This is a genomic window from Halalkalibaculum sp. DA3122 (genome assembly GCF_043951865.1).
Lineage (GTDB): Bacteria > Bacteroidota > Rhodothermia > Balneolales > Balneolaceae > JAMQKA01.
Genome location: NZ_JBINJF010000012.1, coordinates 79,480 through 103,918, shown reverse-complemented (window position 1 = coordinate 103,918; position 24,439 = coordinate 79,480). Strand labels below are relative to the sequence as shown.

At 40.2% G+C, this 24,439-nt stretch carries 17 protein-coding genes and 1 pseudogene; 2 read left to right on the top strand and 16 right to left on the bottom strand.

The window, feature by feature from the left end:
- Window positions 1-82: 82 nt before the first annotated feature.
- The 12 genes from ACG2F4_RS10160 to ACG2F4_RS10105 all read right to left on the bottom strand — a co-directional run bounded on the left by ACG2F4_RS10160 (window position 83) and on the right by ACG2F4_RS10105 (window position 17,879).
- Window positions 83-1,168: a nucleoside hydrolase gene (locus ACG2F4_RS10160; protein ID WP_395260378.1), complete on the bottom strand. Its 1,086-nt coding sequence runs from the start codon at window positions 1,166-1,168 to the stop codon at window positions 83-85.
- 60 nt (window positions 1,169-1,228) lie between these two features.
- Window positions 1,229-2,215 carry a nucleoside hydrolase gene (locus ACG2F4_RS10155; RefSeq protein ID WP_395260376.1) on the bottom strand — a complete coding sequence of 329 codons (987 nt, stop codon included), beginning with the start codon at window positions 2,213-2,215 and terminating at the stop codon, window positions 1,229-1,231.
- A gap of 37 nt (window positions 2,216-2,252) precedes the next feature.
- The gene (locus tag ACG2F4_RS10150; RefSeq protein ID WP_395260374.1) at window positions 2,253-3,242 is read right to left on the bottom strand and encodes a nucleoside hydrolase; all 990 of its coding nucleotides are present in this window, start codon (window positions 3,240-3,242) and stop codon (window positions 2,253-2,255) included.
- Window positions 3,243-3,312: 70 nt separating this feature from the next.
- Window positions 3,313-4,308, bottom strand: coding sequence for a multidrug DMT transporter permease (locus tag ACG2F4_RS10145; protein WP_395260372.1), 996 nt, complete (start codon window positions 4,306-4,308; stop codon window positions 3,313-3,315).
- A gap of 25 nt (window positions 4,309-4,333) precedes the next feature.
- The gene (gene rbsK / locus ACG2F4_RS10140; RefSeq protein ID WP_395260370.1) at window positions 4,334-5,266 is read right to left on the bottom strand and encodes a ribokinase; all 933 of its coding nucleotides are present in this window, start codon (window positions 5,264-5,266) and stop codon (window positions 4,334-4,336) included.
- Between the two features lie 123 nt (window positions 5,267-5,389).
- On the bottom strand, window positions 5,390-7,126 hold the full coding sequence (locus tag ACG2F4_RS10135) for a RagB/SusD family nutrient uptake outer membrane protein (protein WP_395260368.1): 1,737 nt from the start codon (window positions 7,124-7,126) through the stop codon (window positions 5,390-5,392).
- Between the two features lie 19 nt (window positions 7,127-7,145).
- Window positions 7,146-10,232, bottom strand: a complete 3,087-nt coding sequence (locus tag ACG2F4_RS10130; RefSeq protein WP_395260366.1) for a SusC/RagA family TonB-linked outer membrane protein — start codon at window positions 10,230-10,232, stop codon at window positions 7,146-7,148.
- Window positions 10,233-10,461: 229 nt separating this feature from the next.
- Complete coding sequence (locus ACG2F4_RS10125; protein WP_395260365.1) at window positions 10,462-11,493, bottom strand: LacI family DNA-binding transcriptional regulator; 1,032 nt, start codon at window positions 11,491-11,493, stop codon at window positions 10,462-10,464.
- 337 nt (window positions 11,494-11,830) lie between these two features.
- Window positions 11,831-13,651 (bottom strand): L-fucose isomerase, encoded by a 1,821-nt coding sequence (locus ACG2F4_RS10120; RefSeq protein ID WP_395260363.1) that lies wholly within the window; start codon window positions 13,649-13,651, stop codon window positions 11,831-11,833.
- A gap of 27 nt (window positions 13,652-13,678) precedes the next feature.
- Window positions 13,679-15,370: an FGGY-family carbohydrate kinase gene (locus tag ACG2F4_RS10115; RefSeq protein ID WP_395260362.1), complete on the bottom strand. Its 1,692-nt coding sequence runs from the start codon at window positions 15,368-15,370 to the stop codon at window positions 13,679-13,681.
- Between the two features lie 18 nt (window positions 15,371-15,388).
- Window positions 15,389-16,321, bottom strand: a complete 933-nt coding sequence (locus ACG2F4_RS10110) for a dihydrodipicolinate synthase family protein (protein ID WP_395260360.1) — start codon at window positions 16,319-16,321, stop codon at window positions 15,389-15,391.
- Window positions 16,322-16,400: 79 nt separating this feature from the next.
- A complete protein-coding gene (locus ACG2F4_RS10105) occupies window positions 16,401-17,879 on the bottom strand; it encodes a sodium:solute symporter (RefSeq protein WP_395260359.1) in 1,479 nt (492 codons plus the stop codon).
- Between the two features lie 403 nt (window positions 17,880-18,282).
- Here ACG2F4_RS10105 and ACG2F4_RS10100 point away from each other — a divergent pair, with 403 nt between their 5' ends.
- Window positions 18,283-19,149, top strand: coding sequence for an AraC family transcriptional regulator (locus ACG2F4_RS10100; RefSeq protein WP_395260357.1), 867 nt, complete (start codon window positions 18,283-18,285; stop codon window positions 19,147-19,149).
- Here ACG2F4_RS10100 and ACG2F4_RS10095 read toward each other — a convergent pair.
- A pseudogene (locus ACG2F4_RS10095) lies at window positions 19,146-19,946 on the bottom strand (exo-alpha-sialidase); the annotation flags it as partial. The gene ACG2F4_RS10100 and the pseudogene ACG2F4_RS10095 overlap by 4 nt on opposite strands.
- Window positions 19,947-20,226: 280 nt before the next feature.
- Window positions 20,227-21,630, bottom strand: a complete 1,404-nt coding sequence (locus tag ACG2F4_RS10090; RefSeq protein ID WP_395260355.1) for an arylsulfatase — start codon at window positions 21,628-21,630, stop codon at window positions 20,227-20,229.
- On the opposite strand from ACG2F4_RS10090, the gene ACG2F4_RS10085 reads away from it, so the two are divergent.
- Window positions 21,560-21,715, top strand: coding sequence for a hypothetical protein (locus tag ACG2F4_RS10085; protein ID WP_395260421.1), 156 nt, complete (start codon window positions 21,560-21,562; stop codon window positions 21,713-21,715). The two genes, ACG2F4_RS10090 and ACG2F4_RS10085, sit on opposite strands and share 71 nt — an antisense overlap.
- Before the next feature lie 78 nt (window positions 21,716-21,793).
- Here the strand turns inward: ACG2F4_RS10085 and ACG2F4_RS10080 are convergent, their stop codons facing one another.
- The gene (locus tag ACG2F4_RS10080; protein WP_395260353.1) at window positions 21,794-22,981 is read right to left on the bottom strand and encodes a sialidase family protein; all 1,188 of its coding nucleotides are present in this window, start codon (window positions 22,979-22,981) and stop codon (window positions 21,794-21,796) included.
- A gap of 47 nt (window positions 22,982-23,028) precedes the next feature.
- Window positions 23,029-24,432 carry an arylsulfatase gene (locus ACG2F4_RS10075; protein ID WP_395260351.1) on the bottom strand — a complete coding sequence of 468 codons (1,404 nt, stop codon included), beginning with the start codon at window positions 24,430-24,432 and terminating at the stop codon, window positions 23,029-23,031.
- Between the last annotated feature and the right edge of the window lie 7 nt (window positions 24,433-24,439).

Sequence of the window (24,439 nt, the reverse complement as noted above, 5' to 3'; positions counted from 1 at the left end):
AGAAGCATAGTGGGCAAGGAAGGGGATATTATATGGGAAAATGCTTATGTGTTAAGAAATTTAAGACTATAACGATCTTTACTTATTTGTTACTATTTTCAATCACCGGATTTTTCATTGTTTCAAAATAATCGCTCATAATTGCATATATATGGAAATTTTCCCACACAGTAATTTTTCTCTCATTATCAGGCCTATCCACCCATTTATTATCTATCAATATGGGCGCTGGTATTTCCTTTGATTCAGCCCAATTTGGGTTTTTAACAATTGCAACAGCTGCCATATCATATAGTGGTCTAGATGGTGGATCACCATCCATTTCATAATTTTTGAATAAATTAATGGAATAGTCACCAAAATTATCAAACATCCCGCCATGACGTCCCTCTATTGGTTGAGATATTTTAGGGCCCATCCCTGACATTCTATTCAATATTTGTGCTTTTGTTACTTTAACAGCATCGGTACCCGAGGGTTTACCATAACGAACAGTAACCATTTCAAAGGGTATATCTGAATTGAGAACATAATTCATTGCTGTTGTATCAGCATCTTGATTATGTTCACCGGGTTCAGGGTAATTTGAACCAAGCCAAACCACTTTGGCATTCGATGTAATTTCCGGTTCTTTTTTTAGAGCAAGTGCAATATTTGTTAGCTTTCCTACAGCTAAAAGAGTAAGCTCTTCTTTTTCCTCTGCCATAGCTCTTTCAATGATAAAATTAACTGCTGATGATCCTTCAAAATCTGCATCATTAACTTGGTCTTTTATATCTATAAATCTACTGTCCGCACCCTCCTTTAATGGGATTTCGTCATACGATTTACACAGCTTTAAAATTCGTTTTGCCTCAGCATAGTCTAGAGCAACATCCGGCTTTTTAGTTGAATTTACAGTTACCCCTTCAACATCAAATCTATCTCCATTAAATAATAGATAGGCCAAGGCATGTTGATCATCTATCTCATTATTAGTGTCACTGTCAAATAAAACCCGTATTTTTTGCTCATCATCGGGTCTATTATTCTCTTGTTGAGTATTATGTGCGTTAGAAGAGCAACTATAAAGCGTAATGGAAAAAATTATTAAACCAACTAAATTTATTGACCTTTTTAAAAAAGCTTCTTGTAGTGTACTATCCTTGTGTATTTGAGTTAAATGCATAATCGTTTCTTTATTTTTTGAACTTTCCGGAATATTTGATAGGGAGCTACACTTATTCTGTTATGGTTGATGTTGCATGAGGTTATCAATGATTGTTTGTACGTGACTTGAAGATTCCTTTTCCACGATGTAGTAATGACCAGATCCAGAATAATCCCACTTATTCTCTCCATTAGAATTGACGACGTTCCTACCAGGTACTTTATGATAGTACGGGTCGGCCCCTCGAACAGCTACTAATACTGCAGTTTGATCCCAACTACTTCGTCCATTCTTATCCTGAGGTTGTTGCGGAATGCTAATAACATAAGCTTCCTTTACTGGGCTATTCTGAATATTTTCATTTTTAATAAGAGGAATTCCCGTCTTAACTTTTTCACCAATTTTAAATCCACTAAATATAATTTCGGTTGGCCAGTGCTCTAGTACAAAATCTGTTGCTGGTACATCCATTAAAATATTGTGTTCTTTACCACTTGGATATTCACCAGCCATGCTGACCATTTTTTTTACCTTTTGCGAAACTAATTCTTTCCCATTTAATTCAGAATATTTGTCTGGTTTGGATATCAGTAGCTTAGCCATATTTGTAAAAAAACCTACCGTTACTATAGTAACACTCTTATCGGGTTGTTTACTAAGAACTCTACGATATAACTCTACTGCTCCTGGGACATCATCATTTGTTTTGATATCGTGAGGAAATTTTTTAACTAATACTCGTCCCCACCCTCTGAAATCCTTCCTTTCTACAGCTATCCCTCGTGGGATACCGATTGGCATATCAGGATGCTCAAAGTATGTGTTAATTACATCAAAAATTTCTGCCTTTTCAGGTTGCCGATTGCTTGCAATTGTTGCCAATATTTCGGCTTCCCCACTATCAGCTAAAGCATGTAGCATAGCTAAAGCCCCTACATCATCATAGTCGGCACCCATATCACTATCGAAAATAATTGGAGTAGGAGTTGGACTTTCATGATCCTGCGAAAATGACCCATAGGGGAATAAATACAGTTGTAGCAATACAATTAGAATGGTTTTCAAAAGACTTATCATATCAACTAGAGTTTTGTTTTAGTAATTATTCACCCTGATGCTGCATCAATTCATTTATCAAAACTTGCATATATTCAACAGGCTTGGTCTCAACCAGATAATAATGGCTTCCCTCGGATGCTATCCATTCGTTTTCCCCCTCATGATTTAGAGTAATTTGACCAGGTACTTTATGATAATACGGGTCGGCCCCTCGAACAGCTACTAATACTGCAGTTTGATCCCAGCTACTTCGCCCATTCTTATCACCTTCTGATTTTGGTATGCAAATACTATATACATCCTTAATTGGGCTACTTTCAATATTTTTATTTTCAATCAGAGGTATCCCTGTTTTGATTTTATTACCTATCCCAAATCCACTTAAAACTATTTCAGTTGGCCAGTTTTCGAATACATAGTCTGATGCAGGTATATCTTTTATCACATTGAATTCTTTACCGGAAGGAAACTTACCTGCCATACTAACTAATTTATTAACCTTCTTGGCCACGAGTTGCCTACCATTTAATTCTGAGTATTTATCAGGTTTTGACTCCAGTAGATCAGCCATATTTGTCAAAAAACCGACAGTGACGATATTAATGCTATTGTCAGTCTGTTTACTCAGTATCTTTCGGTATAACTCTACCGCTCCGTAGACGTCTTCATTTGAATTCACATCATGTTGATATTTAGATACTATTACATTTGACCAGCCCTGCCAATCTTTCATCTCTACACTAGCCCCCCTTGGAACCCCTATTGGTAGATCTGGATGACCGAAGTAGGTGTTAATCACATCAAAAACTTCCGCTATTTGGGAATAACGGTTACTTCCTACAGTAGCTAGAATTTTTGCTTCTCCACTGTCCGCTAACGCATGGAGTAAAGCAAGAGCCCCAACGTCATCGTAGTCTGGCCCCATATCACTATCAAAAATTACTGAAACCGGTTTTTCCTTGTTCTGACAGTTACTAATATCTGGTATCCCGATAAATACCAGAAAAACAATTAAGAAATATTTGAACATCATCTATGATTTTAAATTTTCAGATATTATGTGAAGTAGATTAATTGTTGGAGTGAAGTACCCCCCGTATGTTTTATAATCGACTAATAATGATGAGCCCCAAGCCAATAATAAAACATAGAAACATGAGTCCGATGAGTTTATTAGTACCTTGTGGTGCATCTTCAAACTCATCCCAAATGAATACGCCCCAAGCTGCAGCTACCATCGTTGCCCCCTGACCTAGGCCGTATGATATTGCAAATCCAGCTTTTTCAGGTGCCAACAAATTAAAACCCATTCCTAGACACCAAATTGCACCTCCTAATATCCCAACCATGTGTAATCGGCTATTCCCATCCTTAAAGTATTGTTTGTAGGAAACGGGTTCGCCAGAGACTGGACGGTACATGAAATAGGTGTTCCAGAGAAAATTGGATACAAAAACGCCAACAGAAAAGATAAAAACTGCACCATACGGAGTCATTAAACCCGGTTCAGGATTGGTATAATTTAATGACACCCCAGCAGCCACAAACCGATAGAACAATCCCATTAATATCCCACATAGTACAGAAATTATAATCCCTTTAGCCGAACTATGGGTCTTTTCGACTCTATTATAAGCAAGTGCATCTAATATTATCGCCACAGTCACAAGACCAACTCCTGCAAATAGTATAACAGGATCCCCTATTGGAGAGGCCAAGTAGTTAATAAAAACACCTATAACCAGGGCCAACCCGATACCTACTGGAAATGCTACGGCCATTCCTGCTAAATCAATCGCTACCACTAACAGTATATTTGCAAGGTTAAATACGACTCCACCTAGAAATGCAGAACCCAACGCTGACCAGTCTGCCTGAGCCAAATCTGCAAAAAAGCTTCGTCCCTCACTTCCCATTGTCCCCAAGGTCAACCCAAATATTAAAGAAAACAGAAGTACCCCAATCGTATAATCCCAATAATAAAGTTGATAAGGCCATGATTTTATTGCCAACTTTTCTGTGTTTCCCCAAGATCCCCAACACAACATGGTGACGAAACAAAATATAACGGCCACCGCATAGCTATCGATGATAAACATGTATGAAATATTTAGTTATTGTTAATTACCGGTCATCAATTTGACCATTGGTTAGCGTCTCAATCTCAGTTACAGTAGGCACTGAACTCTGAGCACCATTCTTTGTGACTGACAAAGCAGCTGCTTTGCAAGCGAATACAATAGCTTCTTTCCATGATCTTTTTTCTGTAAGTGCTACAGCCAAAGCGCCATTGAAAACATCGCCTGCAGCAGTTGTATCTTTAACATTCACTTGCGGTGCAGAAACAAATTCACTGTATTCTCCTGCTGACAAAAATGCCCCCTTCTCACCCAGCGTGATAACTACATTCTGTATCCCCATATCCCTAAACTTATTAGCTGCTTCATTAGCTGTACTTTGATCCGTTATTCTTACTCCTGTTAATTGCTCAACTTCAGTTTCATTTGGAGTAATTAGATATAACCCTTTATAATATGAGTTAGGCAATTTTTGAGCAGGAGCTGGATTTAAAATTACTCTCGTGTCATTCTGCTTTGCAATGGTTAATACTTGTCCTATTATTTCCAATGGTATTTCAAGCTGCAAAACAATAACACTAGCACTGGAGATCAGGTCGCTCAGCTGCTCAATTTCATTAACGGTAAGGGTAGAATTAGCTCCTGGTGCGACAACTATTTTGTTTTCCCCCTTCTTGTTTACTGTGATTAAAGCAACACCGGTAGGTTCTTCATTATCAATTAAGATATTATCGGTATTTATACCCTCTTCTTTATAATTTTCAATTGAGCTTCGACCTAAATCGTCATCACCGACTTTACATATAAATGTTACATTTCCACCTAATCTTGCAGCGGATACAGCTTGATTCGCGCCTTTACCACCTGCAAATTTGAAAAATCGCCCACCTATGATTGTTTCTCCAGGTTTGGGAAATTCATCAGTTTTTACAACCATATCGACATTAGCACTGCCAATAACTACAATATTTTCTTCCATACGGATAGTAGTTTGTCTATGAATGGAATTTAATCCGTGCCCATCAAGGCTAAGAGTTATTAATGGGCACGGAAATAAATTCAGTTTATAACAACTATGATTTGTTTAGTGAATGTAACAACACTAGTTCCACCCATAGTTTTGCTCATAAACTCCTTCGCTAAAATCAATCTGTTGAAGAGGAATAGGAAGGTACTCATCCCGATTTTTTGTGAAATGAGCATTCTCGAGGTAAGAAGCACGATTCTGTTCCTCTGCGAAGTATTCATTTAACACTTCTGCAGCGATGCCCCATCTGACAAGATCGAAGAAGCGAACTCCCTCCATAGCGAACTCAAGGCGTCTCTCCCATCGTAGTGCCTTACGTGCATTTTCCTGAGTCCAGTTAATATTTACTCCCGGCTCGTATGTATCTATCTCATAGTTTGAAGCATACTCCCCATCATCATATTTAAGTCTTTCTTTACTATTACTTGCGCGAGATCTTATTTGATTAATAATTGGTAGAGCTTCATCATGTCGTCCCAATTCAATTAAAGCTTCAGCTTTCCATAATAATACATCAGCGTACCTGATTATATCATTATTCTTTGAACTTGCAGGGTATTCATATGCAATTGACCCTGCTAGACAAGGACAATCCACTTGTTGAACCTCTTTCATAGCAGAGTAGGGACCATATAGTTGAGGGCCTCTCGTAAATTCACTAAAGTCATAAATAACATCTGTTTGATATTTGTATGGGTGACTCTGTATTCCAACCGTATGATCTAAGCGAGGATCAAATGTATTTTCTTTGAAATCGGCTGAATCCCTCATGACTATATTGTTATAAGTATTAAACTTTGGGATTCCTTCCTCGTCAGTTTGAAAGGCATTCACAAGATTTTGACTAGGTCTGTGAAAAGAACAGCATCCATATTCTTCATACATTGGATAATTTAAAGCTGTTGACATATCAATTCTACCAACTGGAGTACCATCATCAACCGATCGTTGTACCGCATAGACAGATTCAGAACCATTTTCAAAGGACCATAAAAAGTTTTTCGCGTAGTCGTCGAACAATGAATACTGTCCTGAATTGATTACATCGTTAGTAAGATCAACTACCTCTTGTAATCTATCACTATTAATATTTACTACATTATGTTGTTCATTTTGCTCATAAGCTTGATATAAACGAACCTTTGCTAGATAAGCTTTAGCTACGATTTCATTTGGCCTTCCTACTTGGTCTACAGTAGGAGGAAGGTTGTCTACCGCGAATTGAAAATCTTCTGCAATCTTATTCCAAAGTTCATTATTAGAATATTTAACATTGGAAACATTTTTTAGACTATCAGAAGGTATTGATTCATCTACGTACGGTATCCTCTTAAATAGTATTTTTAGCAGAAAATGAAAGTGACCTCTCAAAAATCTCATTTCTGCTTGCCTGCGAGTCTTAAGAGGGAACTCGCTCTCGCTGAGATTATTGATCCGACTAAGAGCAGAATTGGTTCTTTGTACTGCAATGTACAACCTATTCCACATTCTGTTGGCTTTGTTCTGGTCAGTACGAATTGATGAGAAAACTTCATAATCGTGGTACCCACCTTGGTCTGCAGTGCCGAGACCTCCCTTATAGGAATTATCAGACCTGACACTGCCATAAGGCCACATACTCGTATAGGGCTCAAACCAATGGTCATTCCCCAACGAGGCATACGCTGCGTTTACCAATTTCTCTGCACCTTGTGGGTTACTTAGGTTCTCTTCACTTAAAGCACCCTTAGGTTCAACCTCGAGAAAATCATTACATGAAACTATTAAGAGACTTGCTGAGACTACAAATAAAAGTATTCTTAACTTTTCCATTTTCTTAAAATTTTTTTTGTTAAAAGGACAAATTAATTCCCACAGAAACTTTACGAGGTCGTGGTAAACCTATACTTGGATCCTCAGGATCTGGTGCTGTAAAAGCATCAATACCTGAATTATCTTTTACTGTTAAAAGATTTTCACCAGTAACAAATAGTCTTATACTTCTTGTGCCAAGAAAATTATTGGGAGTGTAGCCAAGACTGATCTGCCTGAGTTTTAGGTAAGAACCATTGTCAATAAAATAGGTTGAAACACGCCCTTCATTATTACTATCAGTTAAAGTGGCTGCAGGAATAAAAGTATCTCTATTTGATGGAGTCCAGGCATCTAACATGCGTGTACCATAATTTGTACCGGCCCATAATGAAGCAAAATCCGTCCGCCTCTTAAACTGGTTATATACTTCACGACCTAGCACACCCTGTAAGAAAACTCTAACATCGAATTTTTTATAACTAGCTTGAAGATTAAGACCGTACTCATAATCCGCTGTTGAGGTGCCCAAATATTTTTGATCCAGAGGAGTAATGACACCATCACCATTTAAATCCTTGTAACGTATCCTCCCAACTCCCTTACCAGTCTGATCTGCATGTTCATCAACCTCCTGCTGGTTTTGGAAGATCCCGTCATATACATATCCAAAATGGGAATTCATTGATTGGCCCAAAATTGTTTTTTCAGAATTTCCAGGATATGAATCTACTACATCTGCTGGTAATTCTGTTATCTTATCCTTGTAGTGGCCAACATTACCCCTGATCGAATAATTAAATTCCCCGGCTTGATTTCTATATTCGATAAAAAATTCTGCACCAGTTGTCTCAACTGAGGCTCCATTGACGAAACGGTTACCTCCCTCTCCTCTAACTGCTATATAATCAGGAGATATTAAGATATCTTCTGTGTTACGTTCAAAAACATCAATGGATCCTGTTAATTTATCTTCAAATAATCCAAAATCCAGTCCTAGATTAAACTCTTCGGTCTCCTCCCACTTTAAATTACTATTTCCAGTCTGAGTCTTACGAAATCCAGAAGGCAAAGGACCTGAGTCTGCTCCGTTCAAATCATAAGCAGTACCATTGCTTGAATTAAATGCTACTGCATCTTCACCATAGTGAGTTCTATATATCGTATACCTAGCTATATCCGATATCTCTTGATTACCCGTAACGCCCCAAGAGGCTCTGAACTTTAACTCAGATATAACCTGAAGGTTGTTACTTATAAAACTCTCATTACCCAATCTCCAACCAGCTGATAATGAAGGGAACGTCCCGTACCTGTTATTACTACCGAATCTGGATGAACCATCATAACGAAAAGTAGCTGATGCTAAGTATTTATTATTGAAGACATAGTTTATCTTACCGAAATAAGATAGTAGTGCTGAACCAGTTCTAGAACCACCAACGCTTTGCCTACCACTTCCAGCATTTTCCACCATATAGTTTTCTGTCTCTACTGCAAAATCTTCACGATAAGAAAAGTTGTTAGAATACTGATTTCTTGTAGCCTCGACACCAGCTAAAAATGTAGTATTGTGATTGTTTAACTGAAGATCATATTGTAACGTGGAACTTAAATTCCAGTTGAACGATTCGCTTTTAAAGTTCTCTAAAGAATTTGTTTCACGACTAATAAAACCAGTATTAAACGTTCTCTGTATATCCCTACTGTGACTATTAATCCAGTCTATCCCAAAAGAGTTACTCATGGTCAAGTTTTCCAGTAAAGAGATATCTGCATAGACATTTCCAAACATATTTACTGATCCCGTTTTGTCCCATTGGTTGTAATCTAACAGCATTACAGGGTTTTCCTGATCTACAAAATCTCCTGTGACTGGACCAGAATAGCTACCATCTTCTGTTCTAACAGGTAACATTGGTCTTATTTGCCATGCATTAGCAAATGGCACACCGCCATATCCATTGTCCACACCATTAGAAATGGTCAGATTTTCTCCAATTTTTATATCTCCATCTAAAAAATTATGGTGTGAATTGATACGGGCGGACACTTTCTCATAATTGTTAAATTTCATTATGTATTCATCCTTGTAGTATCTCAAGGAAAGTACAGCCCCTCCTCTTTCTCCTCCGGTTGATACTGAAAGATTATGCTCCTGTATAAAACCGTCTCTGGTCATTGCCTCAAACCAATCGGTATTAGCTGTTGGCACACCTTCGGTGATATATTCTGGTATAGTTATACTATTCAGAACTGCTGTTCCATCCGATTTTCTCTCCCAATCATATTCCACAATTGGGATCTCATCAGGATCACCACCATCATTTACTGTAGCTTGCCACTGTACTCTTGCACGACCTTTTGTATCCAACATACTTGGCTTAGTAGTATAGGCAGAATGAGTAAATTTCGAGCTATAATCGACCTGAAATGCATTCTCTTCCGCCTGTTTGGTGGTCACAACTATAACACCATTTGAAGCCCTTGCCCCATAAATCGATGCTGAAGCTGCATCCTTAAGTACCTGTATTGATTCAATATCATTTGGATTAAGTATATCAAAAGCACTTTGCTTGGTTGGCACACCATCAATTACGTAGAGAGGATCATTATTATTAAGTGTACTAACGCCCCGTACTCTGACTTCTGCTCCTCCTGCTGGATCCCCATTTGTATTAATAAATAATCCTGGGACACTACCTTGAAGTGATTTTATTGGATTACTTGTAGGACTATTCTCAAAGTCTTCTGTTTCCGCAATTGATACAGCACCCGTAACATCCACTTTTCGTTGAACCTGATATCCACTTACAACCAATTCATCTCCCTCATAAACGCGCGGTACAAGTTGAATATTAATTGTGGTGCGACCATCAATGGGTATTTCCTTTCTTTCAAATCCGACAAATGATACAACAAGTGTATCCTGAAGACTCCGAACTTCAAGCTCATAGTTACCCTCAGAATTGGTTGCTGTACCTGTTGTACTGTTTTTCACGACCACATTTACCCCTGGTAATGGATCACCATTGCTTTGATCAGTGATTTGTCCAGATACTGTTTGCCCCCACAACTGAGAGTAACTCCATAACATAATCCCGAATATTAGTAGTAGCCTTTTCATATTATTACTGATTTTTGATTTATCCCGTTAGCAGATTCTATAAATAGCACAATCGATTGTGCTATTTATATTTAAAAAAAGAACGAAAATAACAACTATTCAAATGCACAATCGTTTGTGCATTTGAATAAAAAAATTAACATTTAATTTTCGGTAGGATATATAGAAAAATCCCACTATTTTCACCACCTGCTCAATCGTTTGTGCTATACAGACTAAAAAAAATTTGTTAACTAGTCAAATCTAATACCGAATCCCTCAGAATCATACTGGGTTTCAAACTTGGGTTTTCCCAGTCGGAATCATCCATTTTCCCATCTACATAATCGAGCAACACCTTAACTGCAATATGACTAATCTCATCTATAGGCTGAGCTATGCTAGTTAAAGGTACTTTAATATGATCTAGAAATTCATAATTATCAAACCCTACAATAGATAAATCTTCTGGTATCGAATAACCATTCTCTTCAACCGCCTTCATCACACCGAGTGCTATGTTACTACTCATTGCAAAAATTGCAGTGGGTAGATCTTTTTTTTGTAACAATATTTGGGTTTCCCTATAGCCACACATGTAGCTAAATTCATCACCTCCGATATAAAAAGGCTCTAAATCGAATTCATCTAAGGCTGACAAGTATCCCTTTTTCCGATCCTCACTTGGAGTAGAGTCCGGCAGACCTTGAATACAAGCAATCTTCTTATGCCCATTTTCAATAAGGTGTTTTACCCCTATATAAGCACCATATTGGTTATCAGTCGTTATAAAAGGAATTTTTGAATTTTTAATATACCTATCAATGCAAAGTATGGGAACGCCACTACTTATTGTTTCTTCTAACAATTCTACATTTTCTGTATTTCCTTGACTAGGTATTAATAAAACGCCATCCACATTCCGTTCTAAAAGCTGCATAATCATTTCCTTTTCTGTCCCCGGTTCATCATAGCTCTCAGTAAGGATAATATTATACCCCCTTTTAGTAAGCTCCCTGTTTAACAAACTTGTTACATTTACAAAAAAAGGATTATCCAGGCTGGGAATAACCAAGCCAATAGTATAACTTTTTTTAAGCCTAAGATTAACCGCTACAGGATTGGCCTTGTAATTATACTCTTTGGCTATCTTTAAAATTTTTTCTTTGGCCTCATCACTAATTCTATACTTTTTTGTATGGCCATTAATTACCCTCGATACGGTCGTTGCTGAATATCCTGATTCCTTTGCAATAGTCTTTATTGATACATTTTTACTCATAAGATACTAAATACCGTACACAAAAAGGTTTTAAAGGTAAGATCACCGATTATTAAAAAGTACTAACGGGTGGACAATCTTTATCTTTTTATTAAAGATTTAACCTAACTAAAAAACTCAAATCGTAATATTCGCAATAATAAAAAAATTGATGCAATATAATAGATTGATTTGTTTCAGAACAAAATGGTGACCGCTAATTCGTTGCAAATATATCAGAAATGATCTTCTATACAAAATACTCCCAATCCCAATCAAGGGGTTGAGAGTTTCGTTAGGGAATAAGGGATATTAGTTGGAGGGAAGGGTTATCTATAAGAATTGTATAACTAACTATTTACGATTTCTCATATAATGGACCAAATCCTTTGCATGCCCGGAAGTCGGCACTCTCTAAGTCTTTAGTACCGTAAGCCGCCCATGCACTCGGTCTATAAATGCGCTCTCTTGGCACATTATGCATGGCTACAGGAATTCGAAGCATGGAAGCGAGCGTAATAAATTCATCGCCAACATGGCCGTAGCTCAAAACTCCGTGATTGGCCCCCCAGTTATTCATTACTGAATACACATCATTAAAGACGTCGGTCCCTGTCAGGTTTGGTACAAACCATGTGGTTGGCCAGGTCGGGTCGGTTCTCCTGTTCAATGTTTCATGAATATCAGGATCTATGTTCACAGCAAATCCTTCAGCAATCTGTAAAACCGGTCCCAGTCCCTTTATAATGTTAATCCGCGTCATGGTTACCGGCATTTCGCCTTTTGTAAGAAATTGAGAGGAGAAACCTCCACCTCTGAAATATTCCTGGTTCGCAGGACACCATCGAGTTGCTTCCAGGCAGGCCTCGGCCTCTTCCGGGTCAATTTCCCAATATGGTTTCATGACCGGATCTCCATTTTTCGTTTGTCGGCCGGTTCCATCCAGCGTAGCCGATCCAGAGTTAAGAAAATGAATAATCCCATTTTGGGCCTTTCCTGATAATTCTTTACCTGTTACCCTTTTTACAGAATCAGGACTCCAATAAGTACGAATATCTCCGAAAATTTGAGCCCGATTAGTCAACAGGTGACCAAACAGCATACAAACAGCATTCAGCGTATCATTTTCCGTAGCCACGATGTAGGGTTGCCTGATTCCATTCCAGTCAAACGAGGAATTCAATATCGCTTCTGAGAAATCACCATTTGGAAAATGATCGGTCCACTGGCGTTGTCCCTGGAAACCGGAAGCAATTGCATTATGGCCCAGCGCTTCTTCTCCATAGCCCATATCTTCCAGGCTGGGATTGCCAACCATCAGATCCCGAATAATGAGTGTCATCTTTACAACGGTCTCCCATATTTTATCTTTTTGCTCTCGACTAAACTGCTTATCGGCAGGATTTATATCCTCTCCTTCTTCACAGTACAGCTGCACCCATTGCATGGCCAGTTCAAACTCCTCTTTATCATAAATCTCTTCTTGAATACGCCTAGTCAGTTCCGACATGTCGACCGACTCACACCGCATTCCCAAGTAGTCTTCAAAAAAATCCTGCTGTATCATAGATCCGGCTATACCCATTGAGACGGAACCAATAGAGAGGTATGATTTACCTTTAATCTGGGCGACTGTTAATCCAGCTTTTACAAATCGTAAAATTTTCTCCTGGACATCTTCCGGTATTGTTTCGTCATCTTTATCCTGTACTTCGCTCCCATAAATGCTGAATACGGGCAACCCTTTCTGATCATGTGCCGCTTTAGTTGCCGCCAGATACACGGCACCGGGGCGCTCACTTCCATTGAAACCCCAAATGGCCTTCGGTCGCAACGGATCCATGTCCATCGTTTCTGAACCATAACACCAACATGGGGTAACGGTTAATGTCAAACCAACACCTTCTTCCTCAAATTTCGTGGCTGCCTGAGCCGATTCAGCCACCCCTCCGATACAGGTATCCGCAATAACGCATTCAACCGGCAGACCATTGGAATGGGTCACATTCGCAGATACAAACTCAGCCGCTCGTTTAGCCATATTCATGGTTTGATTTTCCATTGACTCACGAACCCCTCCTTCCCTGCCATCAATAACGGGTCGTATTCCTACTTTCGGCTGTGATCCGATTAATCTCTGGTGCGGTTCCATCGTCTTTGAAATTGTTACTTCAGACATAGTTGAACTCGTTGTTTTAAATTGTCTTTATGCTTTCTGCAATTTCTGATCCATAATGTTGAAATAAGAAATTTCGTCATCATACATCTTCAGGAACACCTCATATTTAGCATCGTGATATGCTTGCACGCCATTATTATCAGGAGTGATTTTTCTTCCCGCATGATTCATCTCCACCATGGCTTTAGTAACAGACGTGTAATGTCCTGAGGCAACAGAACCCAAAACAGCACCGCCCAGCAAAACCGCTTCTCTCTCCCTGGGTAGTATAATATCACATCTGCATATATCTGCATGTTCTTTCAGAAACAGGTCATTTTTCGTTCCCCCGCCTGTGGCCATTATTTTCGCAATTGAATACCCATTATTATTCATAGTCTCAATAATGTGACAGGTACCATAGGCTATGGCCTGGATGGTGGCCAAATATTTAAGTGCCAGGTCTTCTATAGTATTCGACAAGCGCAATCCACAAATACTGCCAAGCAGGGAAGGATCCGCTCTGGGTGATCGGTTTCCGTGGAAATAGGGCAACACATGGAGGTCCCTCGTGAGCATTCCAACATCATCGAAGTTCCTTTCTTCTGCTAACTCATATAGCTTTTCATTAAGTACTTCATAAACCGTTTTATCCTCTTCCTCAGAAATCTCTTTTAACGTTTCCGATTTATCCGATGAAAAAATGATATGATCTATTAAAGCCCCGGTAGCAGATTGTCCACCCTCATTCAACCACATCTTCGGTATCATAGCAGAATAATAAGGCCCCCAAACACCATCAAGGAACTTAGGTTCCTGAGAAACAGCCATATGGCAGCTGGAGGTACCTCCGATCAAGGCAATACGATCTTCCAACTTCAGTTTGTTGCCTTCATGTCCATCTTGCTCCAATTCCATTCCCAAAAGTCCCAACCCGCCTGCATGGGCGTCTATAATGGAAACTCCTACGGACGTAGTTGGTCGCAGGCCCATTTGCAAGGCTGACTCTTCGGTAAGACCGTTACCAACAGAATCACCTACAGGTTTAACTATTCTCCCAATTCTGTCATATTCTTCATCTGTCAAATCTTCCAGCCCTATTTCCCTGAAATAGCTATTGTCCCACCTGCCTACATTGTCCTCTGAAACCGGGTCTTCATGAGCCAGATAGGTCCATTTGCACGTCGTCGTACATACCGATCTTACATCAGTTCCGGTAGCTCTATACACCAAATAGTCAGCCAAGTCAAAAAATCTGGTTGCCTTACTCCAGGTATCCGGATTATTCCTTTTTAACCACAGTAGCTTAGGGGTTTCCATTTCCGGACTGATGGTCCCACCCACATAGCGGAGTACTTCTTGATTGGTATTATTAATCTCATCAGCTTCTTTACTTGCCCTGTGATCCATCCACACCATTACATTTTGATGATCCGGTCCATCTGGGCTTACCGGTATTGGTTTGTCATATTCTCCTAAAGCCACTAATGAGCAAGTCGCATCGAAGCCTACACCCTTTACCTGTTTGGGTCTGATATCGCTTTTATTAAGCACCTCCTTTATTGACCTACAACAGGCATCCCATATATCATCGGAAGACTGCTCAACAAAGTCTGCTCTGGGACGCCACATCTTAATCGGATGAGAATGCATAGCTACCATTTTTCCCATCTGATTAAAAATGCCAATCCTTGCTGACCCCGTACCAACATCGCAGCCTATGAAATATGAATCAGACATTTTATTAGGTGGGTTAATTTATTTTTCGACCTCAGTTTCCAAATCTTCCACAGTTGTCAGTATAGTACCAACTAAATTCTCGATTTTTTCTGCCTTCTCAGCATCAACTTGACTTAGAGGTTTGGCAACATAATCATTACAAATATCCAGGCTTTTGAGCGCACATTTAATACCATTAATCACATTACCGGCTCCATAACCAGCTCCGCTATATACAACTTTGCTTATTTTCATAATCTCTCGCTGTAATACCAGTGCCCTTTTCAAATCTCCAGATGATGCAGATTTATACATGTTGACATATAATTCTGGAAAAATATTAGCTCCCCCTGGAATTCCTCCGTTACCGCCCAAAAGCAGTGACTCCATTAATAATTCTTCCGGTCCCATATACAAAGCAGTATTTGAATCCTGCGTGTACTCCATCAATTGCTGGTAGTATTTCATATCTCCCGAGCTGTCCTTAATTCCCAGGATTTCCTCTCTTGTTAACAGTTTACCCACCGTTTCCAAGTCAAAAGAGGCTTGCGTAACACCAGGATTATTGTACAAATACATTGGTAAGGAAATATCATCAAGCATATTAACAACCAGATTGTACAGCTCCTCCTGATTTATTTTATAAAAACTTGGAGGGGCCAGTACCACTGCTTTTACGCCTAATTCCTTTGCTTTTTCTGCCACATCAACGGACTCCTTGTAAGAAGTATCCATGAGTCCTACTAAAACAGGGATACGGCCATTTACCCTGTTACAAGCAGTCTCTAATAATTCAAAGCGCAATGATTGCGTCAAACTTGGGCTCTCACCTGTAGTCCCCAGAAGAAACAAACCATTTACTCCTCCGGAAATGAGATGATCTACCAACTTCTCTATTCCTTTATGGTCCAATGCATCTTCATTTAGAAGTGGAGTAATCATTGGGGGGACTATTCCTTCAATACTATACATATTAAATTGAAATATTGTTATTAAGTTATAATTGTTGTAGATGACAAATTAAACATACAGGAACTGACTTTGTCATTATTTAAGAAGACGTGGAGTTACTTCTCATTAAAGACATTAAAAATCCAACCAAAAAAATTACGGTGGTGCCAAGAACAATGGTTAAATATGAATGAATTTGATAACCCAGTGTTTCCTCAAGTTGAAACAATTTGGAGAGGCTCAGCCACATTATCACCAGTATACCTGCTATTACCCCCGTTATGGCGCCTTTTACATTCTTTTTGCGGGTGAATATGCCCAGCAGAAATAATCCGAGCATACCCCCGCTAAATATTGAAGATAGTTTCCACCAGGCATCCAGGGCACTCGTGACATTGATCAAAGAAAGTCCTATTCCTATTCCAACGGTTCCCACCAACAGTGAGGAGATATACAGTACCTGCATTGAATCTTTGTCGGTAGCCTCACGCTTAAAGAAGCGCTCATAGTAGTCAGTAAGGAATACGGTTGCCGAACTGTTCAGGCTGGTTGAAATCGTGCTCATTCCCGCCGCAAAAATAGAGGCGATAAGAAGCCCAGTGATACCGGCAGGAAGTTCATGGACAATGAAATAGGGAAATATCCGATCACTCCGGCTGGCTTCCATCAAATCGGCAGGTATTTGCCCTGCAGAAGTAGAATAAAATGTGTACAGCGCTGTACCGATAAACAGGAAAAATGCAGAAACAGGTATGTAAAGAAGTCCGCCATACAGTACAGAACGACGGGCCTCTTCATCGTTCCGCGCAGCTACATATCGCTGAACATAGTTTTGATCAATCCCATAATTCTGCAGGTTAATAAACGTGCCATAGATCAGGACCACCCAGAACGTGGACTCAAATACATTCAGATCGAAACTCCCCAGGCTGAATTTATCGTGCTCCATTGCCACCGCGAATAGCTGCTCCGGGCCACCCGGCAAATACACCAGGATATAGCCGATACAAAAGAGCGCTCCTGCTATGAGAATGATGCCCTGTATTGCATCGGTCCATACTACGGCCTGAATTCCCCCAAGTACTGAATAGATTATGACTGTAAGTCCCGTTACTATAATAATAGTGGCAATATCCCACCCAAAAATGGCATGGATAGCTAGTGCTAACAGGTACAAAATCACCCCGATTCGCATTAACTGTGTGAGCAGGTAACAGGTAGATACATAGATCCTGGCCCAGGAACCGAATCGGTTCTCCATATAGGTATAGGCCGATGGGCTGTTAATTTTACGATAATGCGGCACAAAAAAATATAGTGCAACCACGATGGCGATAGGTATGGAGAGGCTAAAGACAAACGCATTCCAGTTGGACATATAGGCTTCACCCGGCAGGGCAAGATAACTGATACTGCTGACAAAGGTCGCAAATATTGACATCCCGATCACCCAACCCGGGATCTGATTGTCTCCCAGGGTAAAAGCAGATGAGGTTTTATTTTTCCTATAAAAAGAACTGCCGAAAATGGTGATCCCGATTAAATAGCCAAAAAATATAACTACATCTATGGTTGTCATATTTGCTTAGCTAAAATTAAACAACCGATTAGCGTACTCATTTTAATAAAATTGGATTATGTACTTATAATTGTTACTCCGTACGATTCTCTGACAAATCCGTAGTTAATTACACAATCATACAGGGGAAAAACCACGCGGAAATTCTCTAATGGTTAAACTATTTTCACTAAATGATATAAGTAACAAATCAGATCGTAACAATCTATTATTGGGAGTATCCCACTAGCCAAAATGTCAATACTTACCTAATTAAATTGATCACGTAAATTTTATTTATATGTTAATTTTATTATAATAAATAGGGTTAAATAATTAATTTTTAATCAATTTTAACTAAAACTTAAAGTATATTATCATTCTCTTGAATTTAATGCTCTCCTTAAATTAAAACCTCACTGCTATGGACTTTCTCGTTGAAAGAATACTTGTACCTGAAAAAAAGTCATTCCAAATAACAGAACATGATTTGGGATCACATACTTCAAAAGTTCATACACATTGTAATTGTGAGTTAAATTTCATCAAACGAGGATGGGGACGAAGATACGTTGGAGATAATATTTCCAGTTTCCATCCGGGAGATCTGGTACTTATGGGGGCCAATCTACCACATTGCTGGGAAGTAAAAGGGACCTACAATGACAAGAGTCCAAAATGTATAGTAATTCACTTTCAGGAGAATTTATTAGACTCCGTCTTTACACATGTCCCCGAACTTGAACCCATTCGAGAGATGTTGAATAAAGCAGCTCAGGGATTACATTTCAAAGGTTCCCAAATTATAAGAGTCCGGGAACTCATGGAGGAGATGCTGCAATTGGAGGGATTAAATAACCTTATAGCACTGTTAAAAGTATTCAACATACTACTGGAAATTGAGGACTATGAGTACCTTTCCACACCGGGTTATATTAAACAAGCTAACCAGTCGGACTTCCAGAAAGTCAACAAAATTTATGAATACGTATTTAAGAATTTTCAGCATGATATATCACTGGAAGAAGTTGCAGAGCTTGTCAATATTACCCCGGGTTCTCTTTGCAGATATTTTAAAAACAAAACAGGACAGACTCTCTTTGAATTTTTAAAGGAGGTACGCATAGGATATGCCTGCAAATTACTAAGTGTAACCAATAAAACGATAACCGAAATCTGCTTCGAATCCGGATACAATACCCTGGCTCATTTTAACACCCAGTTTAAAGAGCTGAAAGATATGACTCCCAGTGAGTTTAGGAAGAAATCGAAGACGGTATTAGCAAACTAATTATTGTAATCAATTTTAGTAGGATCCAGCACTACGTGTTTTATCCGCTCCCTTTTCCAAGTATAAGTTATATGGACTATTCCGTCCCCCGATTGAATCACGGCCGGATATAAGTATTCTCCGGTCTGGTCTTCCAGGGTAATAATGTTATGCCATTCCTTTCCATCTTCTGACACAGCCACATTCAACGGGGTCCGTGGGCCTCCCCATTCATCCTTTTCTTTCTCTGAATGATTATATACCAACAGGTGAAGGCCACTCTCCAGTGTAACTGCATCAGTTCCTGAATTGGGATTGGGTAATTCCGTGGGTTTCAGGCTACTCCAAGTATACCCATCATCATATGACCATGAGGTCATAATCCTGTTATTTTTACTCCTTGCCAAAATCTGCAGGGTGTCTCCACCATGCTGTAGGATACTGGGCTGGATGACGTCGTATTTCTCGGCATTATTAATAGGTCCTACCAACTGCCATGTTTTACCCGTATCTCTGGAAATCTCAAAATGGATACGCCATCCATCATTCTCTGTGTTAGAGGGACTAATTAACCGACCATCCTCGGTCATTATCGGCTTATTTTTGACTTGGCCCAAAATATCTTCCGGCAATCGGCGTCCTCTGGACCATGTTTTTCCATAATCATCAGACGTTATTAGTTTATCCCACCACTGCCTGGGATTAGGACCAACTTTGTAAAACAACAATAATTTGCCATTAGGTATCTGGAACAATACCGGATTCCATGTTGGGTAGTGTTTGTCCCTATGCTGCACTCCATCGGCTACGGAAACCGGCTCCGTCCATTTCTCTTATTTTCCTGACTTACGGCTCATCCAGATTTCAACATCTTTGTCACCTTCCTCTGACCCTCCAAACCAGGCTGCCACCAACCCTTTAGGGGTTGCTTCTATCCTAGAGGCATGGCACTCATCGAACGGGGCTTTTTAAAAAATGGATTCTTCATTCTGAATTGCCTGATGCTTAGACGAAGCCCTTGTACAGAACAGAAGAAACATCGTATATGTTATTACAATTATTTGCTTAATCATAGTTTCGTATTTAATATCATGATCACTATTCTTTGTCGACACTATTAAGTGGTATTGGTTCGTATGATTTGTGCGCCTGCTGCATTAGCCTAAGCAACTCCCGTGCTTTTTCGGGATGCTCATCGGCGATATCATGTTGTTCCGAGGGGTCCCGGCTCAGATCGTACAGCTCCACCTGTAGTGGGGAGCGGGATCGCACCTGCCGTCGCACTGCCTTCCACTTGCCCTGCCGGACCGCCTGCTCGCCGCCGTCCTCGTAGAACTCCCAATACAGATACTTGTGTTGCTGCTGGTCGCCCGGGTGTCCAAGCAACGTCGGCAAGAAAGAAATACCGTCGATGCCTTCGGGGGCCGGTATCCCTGTCAGGTCGCTTACCGTTGGCAGAACATCCCAGAACGCCGATATATGGTCACTGGTTGTCCCGGCCGGCACCTTACCAGGCCAGCGAACGATCATCGGCACCCGGATACCTCCCTCGTACAGATCTCGTTTTATACCGCGCATTGCCCCATTACTGTCGAAGAAATCCGGATCGTGTCCCCCCTCCGCATGTGGACCGTTGTCGCTGGTAAAGATGACGAGCGTCTGCCGGTCAAGGCCCAGGGATTCCAGCTTTTGCAGCACCTTGCCCACCGTATGGTCAATATCGGTTACAAACCGTGCAAATCCCTTCTCTTGTTCCGGCCAGTCTTTTTCGGCAAACGGGCCGTAGTCAGACGCCCGCAATCCATTCTCGGTGTTCTCGTTATTGGCGTGCGGCAGGTTCAGAGAGATAAACAGAAAGAAGGGGCGCTCACTGTTACGCTCGATAAATGACAGGCTTTCCTGCTCAATCAGGTCAGGAGCAAACTGCACGGTTTGTTCGGCCACACCTGTCCCTTCCGGCATATGAGCCCACGGATTGGTCCCTTGCGGGCGACGAAGGCGGTTATCGAGCCAAACCTTACTTCCGTTTTTATAGAGAAACTCCGGGTAAAAATTGTGGGCATGCCACATATTGAGGTACCCGAAAAAATAGTCGAATCCATTGCGGGCCGGATCATTATGCGGGGGTGGATGTCCGACGCCCCACTTGCCAACCAGTCCTGTTCGGTAGCCTGCTTTTTTAAAAATATCAGCAACCGTCACATCCTCATCCTCCAGCAACAGGGGTTGGCTGCGGTCGTTGGCCCGAACCGAAGTATGACCCGTGTGGGTGCCGGTCAGCAGCGCCGAGCGGGAGGGAGCACACACTGTAGAACCCGCATAATGAGCGGTGAATTTCATACCCTCCTTAGCCATACGATCTATAAATGGAGTATCAATAATATCTTGTCCATATACACCCAAGTCACCATAACCTAAGTCATCAGCTAAAATGAAAATTACATTAGGTTTTTGGGAGGAAATTGTATCACCAGTTGTAGAAAAGGATTTGCAAGTAACCAAATTAGCAGAAAACAACAAACCTAATAGTATTAAGGATAAAACCCGTATTTTTTTAAAAGTTATCAATACAATCCCTTTATTATAAATACATTTGAACGATTGTGAGCATTATACAAAATCAATATTATGGGCAAGGATTGATACCAGTTCGAATAGATGAGACTTACCTCAAATCTTCTGGATCAAATATCGTAGCTGCAATATACCGATAAGGGGGAGCATCTTTTTTTAGAGCATTATTCCAGTAATACACCAATACTAGCTTATCATCAGGTCGTTGTACCATGCGGGGGTAACCTACATCTCCCGTAGCACCGTCTTCTCTTAGTACTATTTCATCACTCCATGTATAACCATCATCTGTACTAAATTTCATACAAACCCGCGATCCATCACCTTCATTTTTACGGACAATATATGCCAACGCAAGTGAATCGTCATCTAGCTTAAGCAAGGCCGGTGGAGAGCCTCCAGAACCGGTGTTCTTAACGGGATCATCCAGTTTTTGCCACGTTTTTGCATTATCTGTGGATAAGTAACTTGTTAACTTGTCATGCCCTTCACCTGTCCGGTGCCGAACGACAGTAAGAATTTCAGAAGGCGATATCCGAACGGATGAGGGCATTATTTCAAAACCTTCGGGTTCATCACCCATCCAACTTACTCTTTCCCAACTTTTGCCTCCGTCTGTGGTGCGTACTGATAGCACCCTTCCCTCTTCGCCGTTGCTTTTCGCGGCAGTTAAAAAAGCTGTTAGTTCATTTTGGCCATCAATTAAATAATCAGTGCGGGTAGCAACACCTTCTGTCCCAAAATTTTGCAATTTGAAAGGTCCGTTCCATACTTTTCCTCTGTCATATGAATAATAAAAGTGGGATGGTCCTGTGTGATTAGTTTGTCTAAGGAAAGTCAAAGCTAAATCAGGATTATTGAAATTAATGGGTTTAGTAAGCTCCGTAGTTGGTTCCGATTTATCATCACTCAACTGATTATTATACCGCCATCCGGTTTGTCCATGCTCGTATGCATCTTCTATAGACCAGCTTTGACCGCCATCTAAACTTCTTGCGTATTTGTCTCTTGCAGTACTTCGTTCATAGGTGTGACCTTCCCTTTTTTTATGACTGGCTTCAACAAAACCAACTAATATCTCATCCTCCCAAATCCAGATACCATGGTTTGCCGGCCATCCGGCAAACCGTCCTTCTTCATAATAAACTTTTACATGTCTTATATTCTTCTGAATGGTTTCTTTTCCCGTACATCCAATCATTGAAATTAATATGCATAGGGCGGTTGTTAAAGTATACTTCTTTAAATGTTCGAAATGTTTAAATATTACAAATTTCATATGCTATGATTAAAAGTTGAGTTAGTCGGCATTTAATATTATCAACCCTAATTTTGTTTTCTCCAAATTGGATCTCCTGTATACTCCTCTCCAATTGGATAACGTTCGTTGGGCTCAAAAGCAGCTTCCATAATTCCATCAATTTTCCGAACAATCTCCGGATGTTTCTCGGCTATATTATTTTCTTCCCCGAGATCCTCTTCCAAGTTATACAACTGAATTTCATTTCCTTGTCCAAGCCGTATTCCCTTCCACTCTCCCATTCGAACTGCCTGTTCATATCGATTTCGAGTGTGTCCATAATCCCAATATAGATATTCGTGAGGTTTTTCAATCTCGTTACCCATTAAAGCCTCTCGGATAGAAATGCCATCAATATTTTGAGGACTTTGTACACCTGCCAGTTCAGCAAATGTTGGCATCATATCCTGAAATGCAACTATTTCACGGCTTACTTCACCAGAAGGAATTTCTCCCGGCCACCTTGCAATAAAGGGTACCCGAATTCCTCCTTCTGTTAAATATCGCTTATAGCCTCTAAGTGGTCCATTAGTATTGAATTCCTTCCAAATTGTACTGTGTCCACCATTGTCACTGGTGAAAATAATTAGTGTGTTTTCTGAAAGTCCCAACTTGTCAATAAGTTGAGTTATTCTTCCCACATCGCGATCAATCAAATGAACCATTGCCGCATATTTCTTGGCACTTTCTGGCCAGTTTTTATCATTATATGGCTCAGTTGAAGGGACTGTAAGTCCATGTATATCCTCTGACTTTGCTGAAAAGTGTGGTAATGTATATGCTGCATATAGGAAGAATGACTGAGCTTTTGATTGACGAATAAATTGCAGGGCCTTACTTGTTAAAATATTATGGCTATAGTGCTCCCTAAGTACGGTATTTCCCGGAAGTTCAAGTCGTCCTTCATTGTAATCCAGGTATTCGGTATAATAATAATGAGCATGATCTTGATTTAGATATCCTAACCACATGTCAAAACCTTGATTAGTGGCACGTCCTTCCGTACCCGCATCCCCTAAGGACCACTTACCGACTCCCCCTGTTCGATAACCCGCTTCCTTCAACACTTCAGCAATTGTTTTATCTTCATCCTCCAGATATGTATGATAGTGAGGGATATTGTCACGGGCAGGAGTATGTCCATTGTGCAATCCTGTCATGAGCACACTTCGGGATGGGGTACATACCGGGCCACCTGCATAGGCTTGCGTAAAACGAATGCCTTCACTGGCTAAATTGTCGATATTTGGGGTTTTTATTTTATTTTGGCCATAAGCCCCAAGGTCACCATACCCCAAATCATCAACCATTATAAAAATGATATTTGGTTTTGATTTTGCTTGATTTTTCTGAGCTTGAATTTGGGGTACAATGGCTGATATTAATAAAACCAGTAATAATTTTATTTTGATATATAAATTAGTATCCATAATTCTA

What these genes read in the sequence shown, in the direction of transcription:
- ACG2F4_RS10160 (WP_395260378.1), bottom strand. Translation starts at nt 1,168, where the DNA reads ATGCATTTAACTCAAATACACAAGGATAGTACACTACAAGAAGCTTTT.
- ACG2F4_RS10150 (WP_395260374.1), bottom strand. Translation starts at nt 3,242, where the DNA reads ATGATGTTCAAATATTTCTTAATTGTTTTTCTGGTATTTATCGGGATA.
- ACG2F4_RS10145 (WP_395260372.1), bottom strand. Translation starts at nt 4,308, where the DNA reads ATGTTTATCATCGATAGCTATGCGGTGGCCGTTATATTTTGTTTCGTC.
- rbsK (WP_395260370.1), bottom strand. Translation starts at nt 5,266, where the DNA reads ATGGAAGAAAATATTGTAGTTATTGGCAGTGCTAATGTCGATATGGTT.
- ACG2F4_RS10135 (WP_395260368.1), bottom strand. Translation starts at nt 7,126, where the DNA reads ATGGAAAAGTTAAGAATACTTTTATTTGTAGTCTCAGCAAGTCTCTTA.
- ACG2F4_RS10130 (WP_395260366.1), bottom strand. Translation starts at nt 10,232, where the DNA reads ATGAAAAGGCTACTACTAATATTCGGGATTATGTTATGGAGTTACTCT.
- ACG2F4_RS10125 (WP_395260365.1), bottom strand. Translation starts at nt 11,493, where the DNA reads ATGAGTAAAAATGTATCAATAAAGACTATTGCAAAGGAATCAGGATAT.
- ACG2F4_RS10120 (WP_395260363.1), bottom strand. Translation starts at nt 13,651, where the DNA reads ATGTCTGAAGTAACAATTTCAAAGACGATGGAACCGCACCAGAGATTA.
- ACG2F4_RS10115 (WP_395260362.1), bottom strand. Translation starts at nt 15,370, where the DNA reads ATGTCTGATTCATATTTCATAGGCTGCGATGTTGGTACGGGGTCAGCA.
- ACG2F4_RS10110 (WP_395260360.1), bottom strand. Translation starts at nt 16,321, where the DNA reads ATGTATAGTATTGAAGGAATAGTCCCCCCAATGATTACTCCACTTCTA.
- ACG2F4_RS10105 (WP_395260359.1), bottom strand. Translation starts at nt 17,879, where the DNA reads ATGACAACCATAGATGTAGTTATATTTTTTGGCTATTTAATCGGGATC.
- ACG2F4_RS10100 (WP_395260357.1), top strand. Translation starts at nt 18,283, where the DNA reads ATGGACTTTCTCGTTGAAAGAATACTTGTACCTGAAAAAAAGTCATTC.
- ACG2F4_RS10085 (WP_395260421.1), top strand. Translation starts at nt 21,560, where the DNA reads ATGAAAATTACATTAGGTTTTTGGGAGGAAATTGTATCACCAGTTGTA.
- ACG2F4_RS10080 (WP_395260353.1), bottom strand. Translation starts at nt 22,981, where the DNA reads ATGAAATTTGTAATATTTAAACATTTCGAACATTTAAAGAAGTATACT.
- ACG2F4_RS10075 (WP_395260351.1), bottom strand. Translation starts at nt 24,432, where the DNA reads ATGGATACTAATTTATATATCAAAATAAAATTATTACTGGTTTTATTA.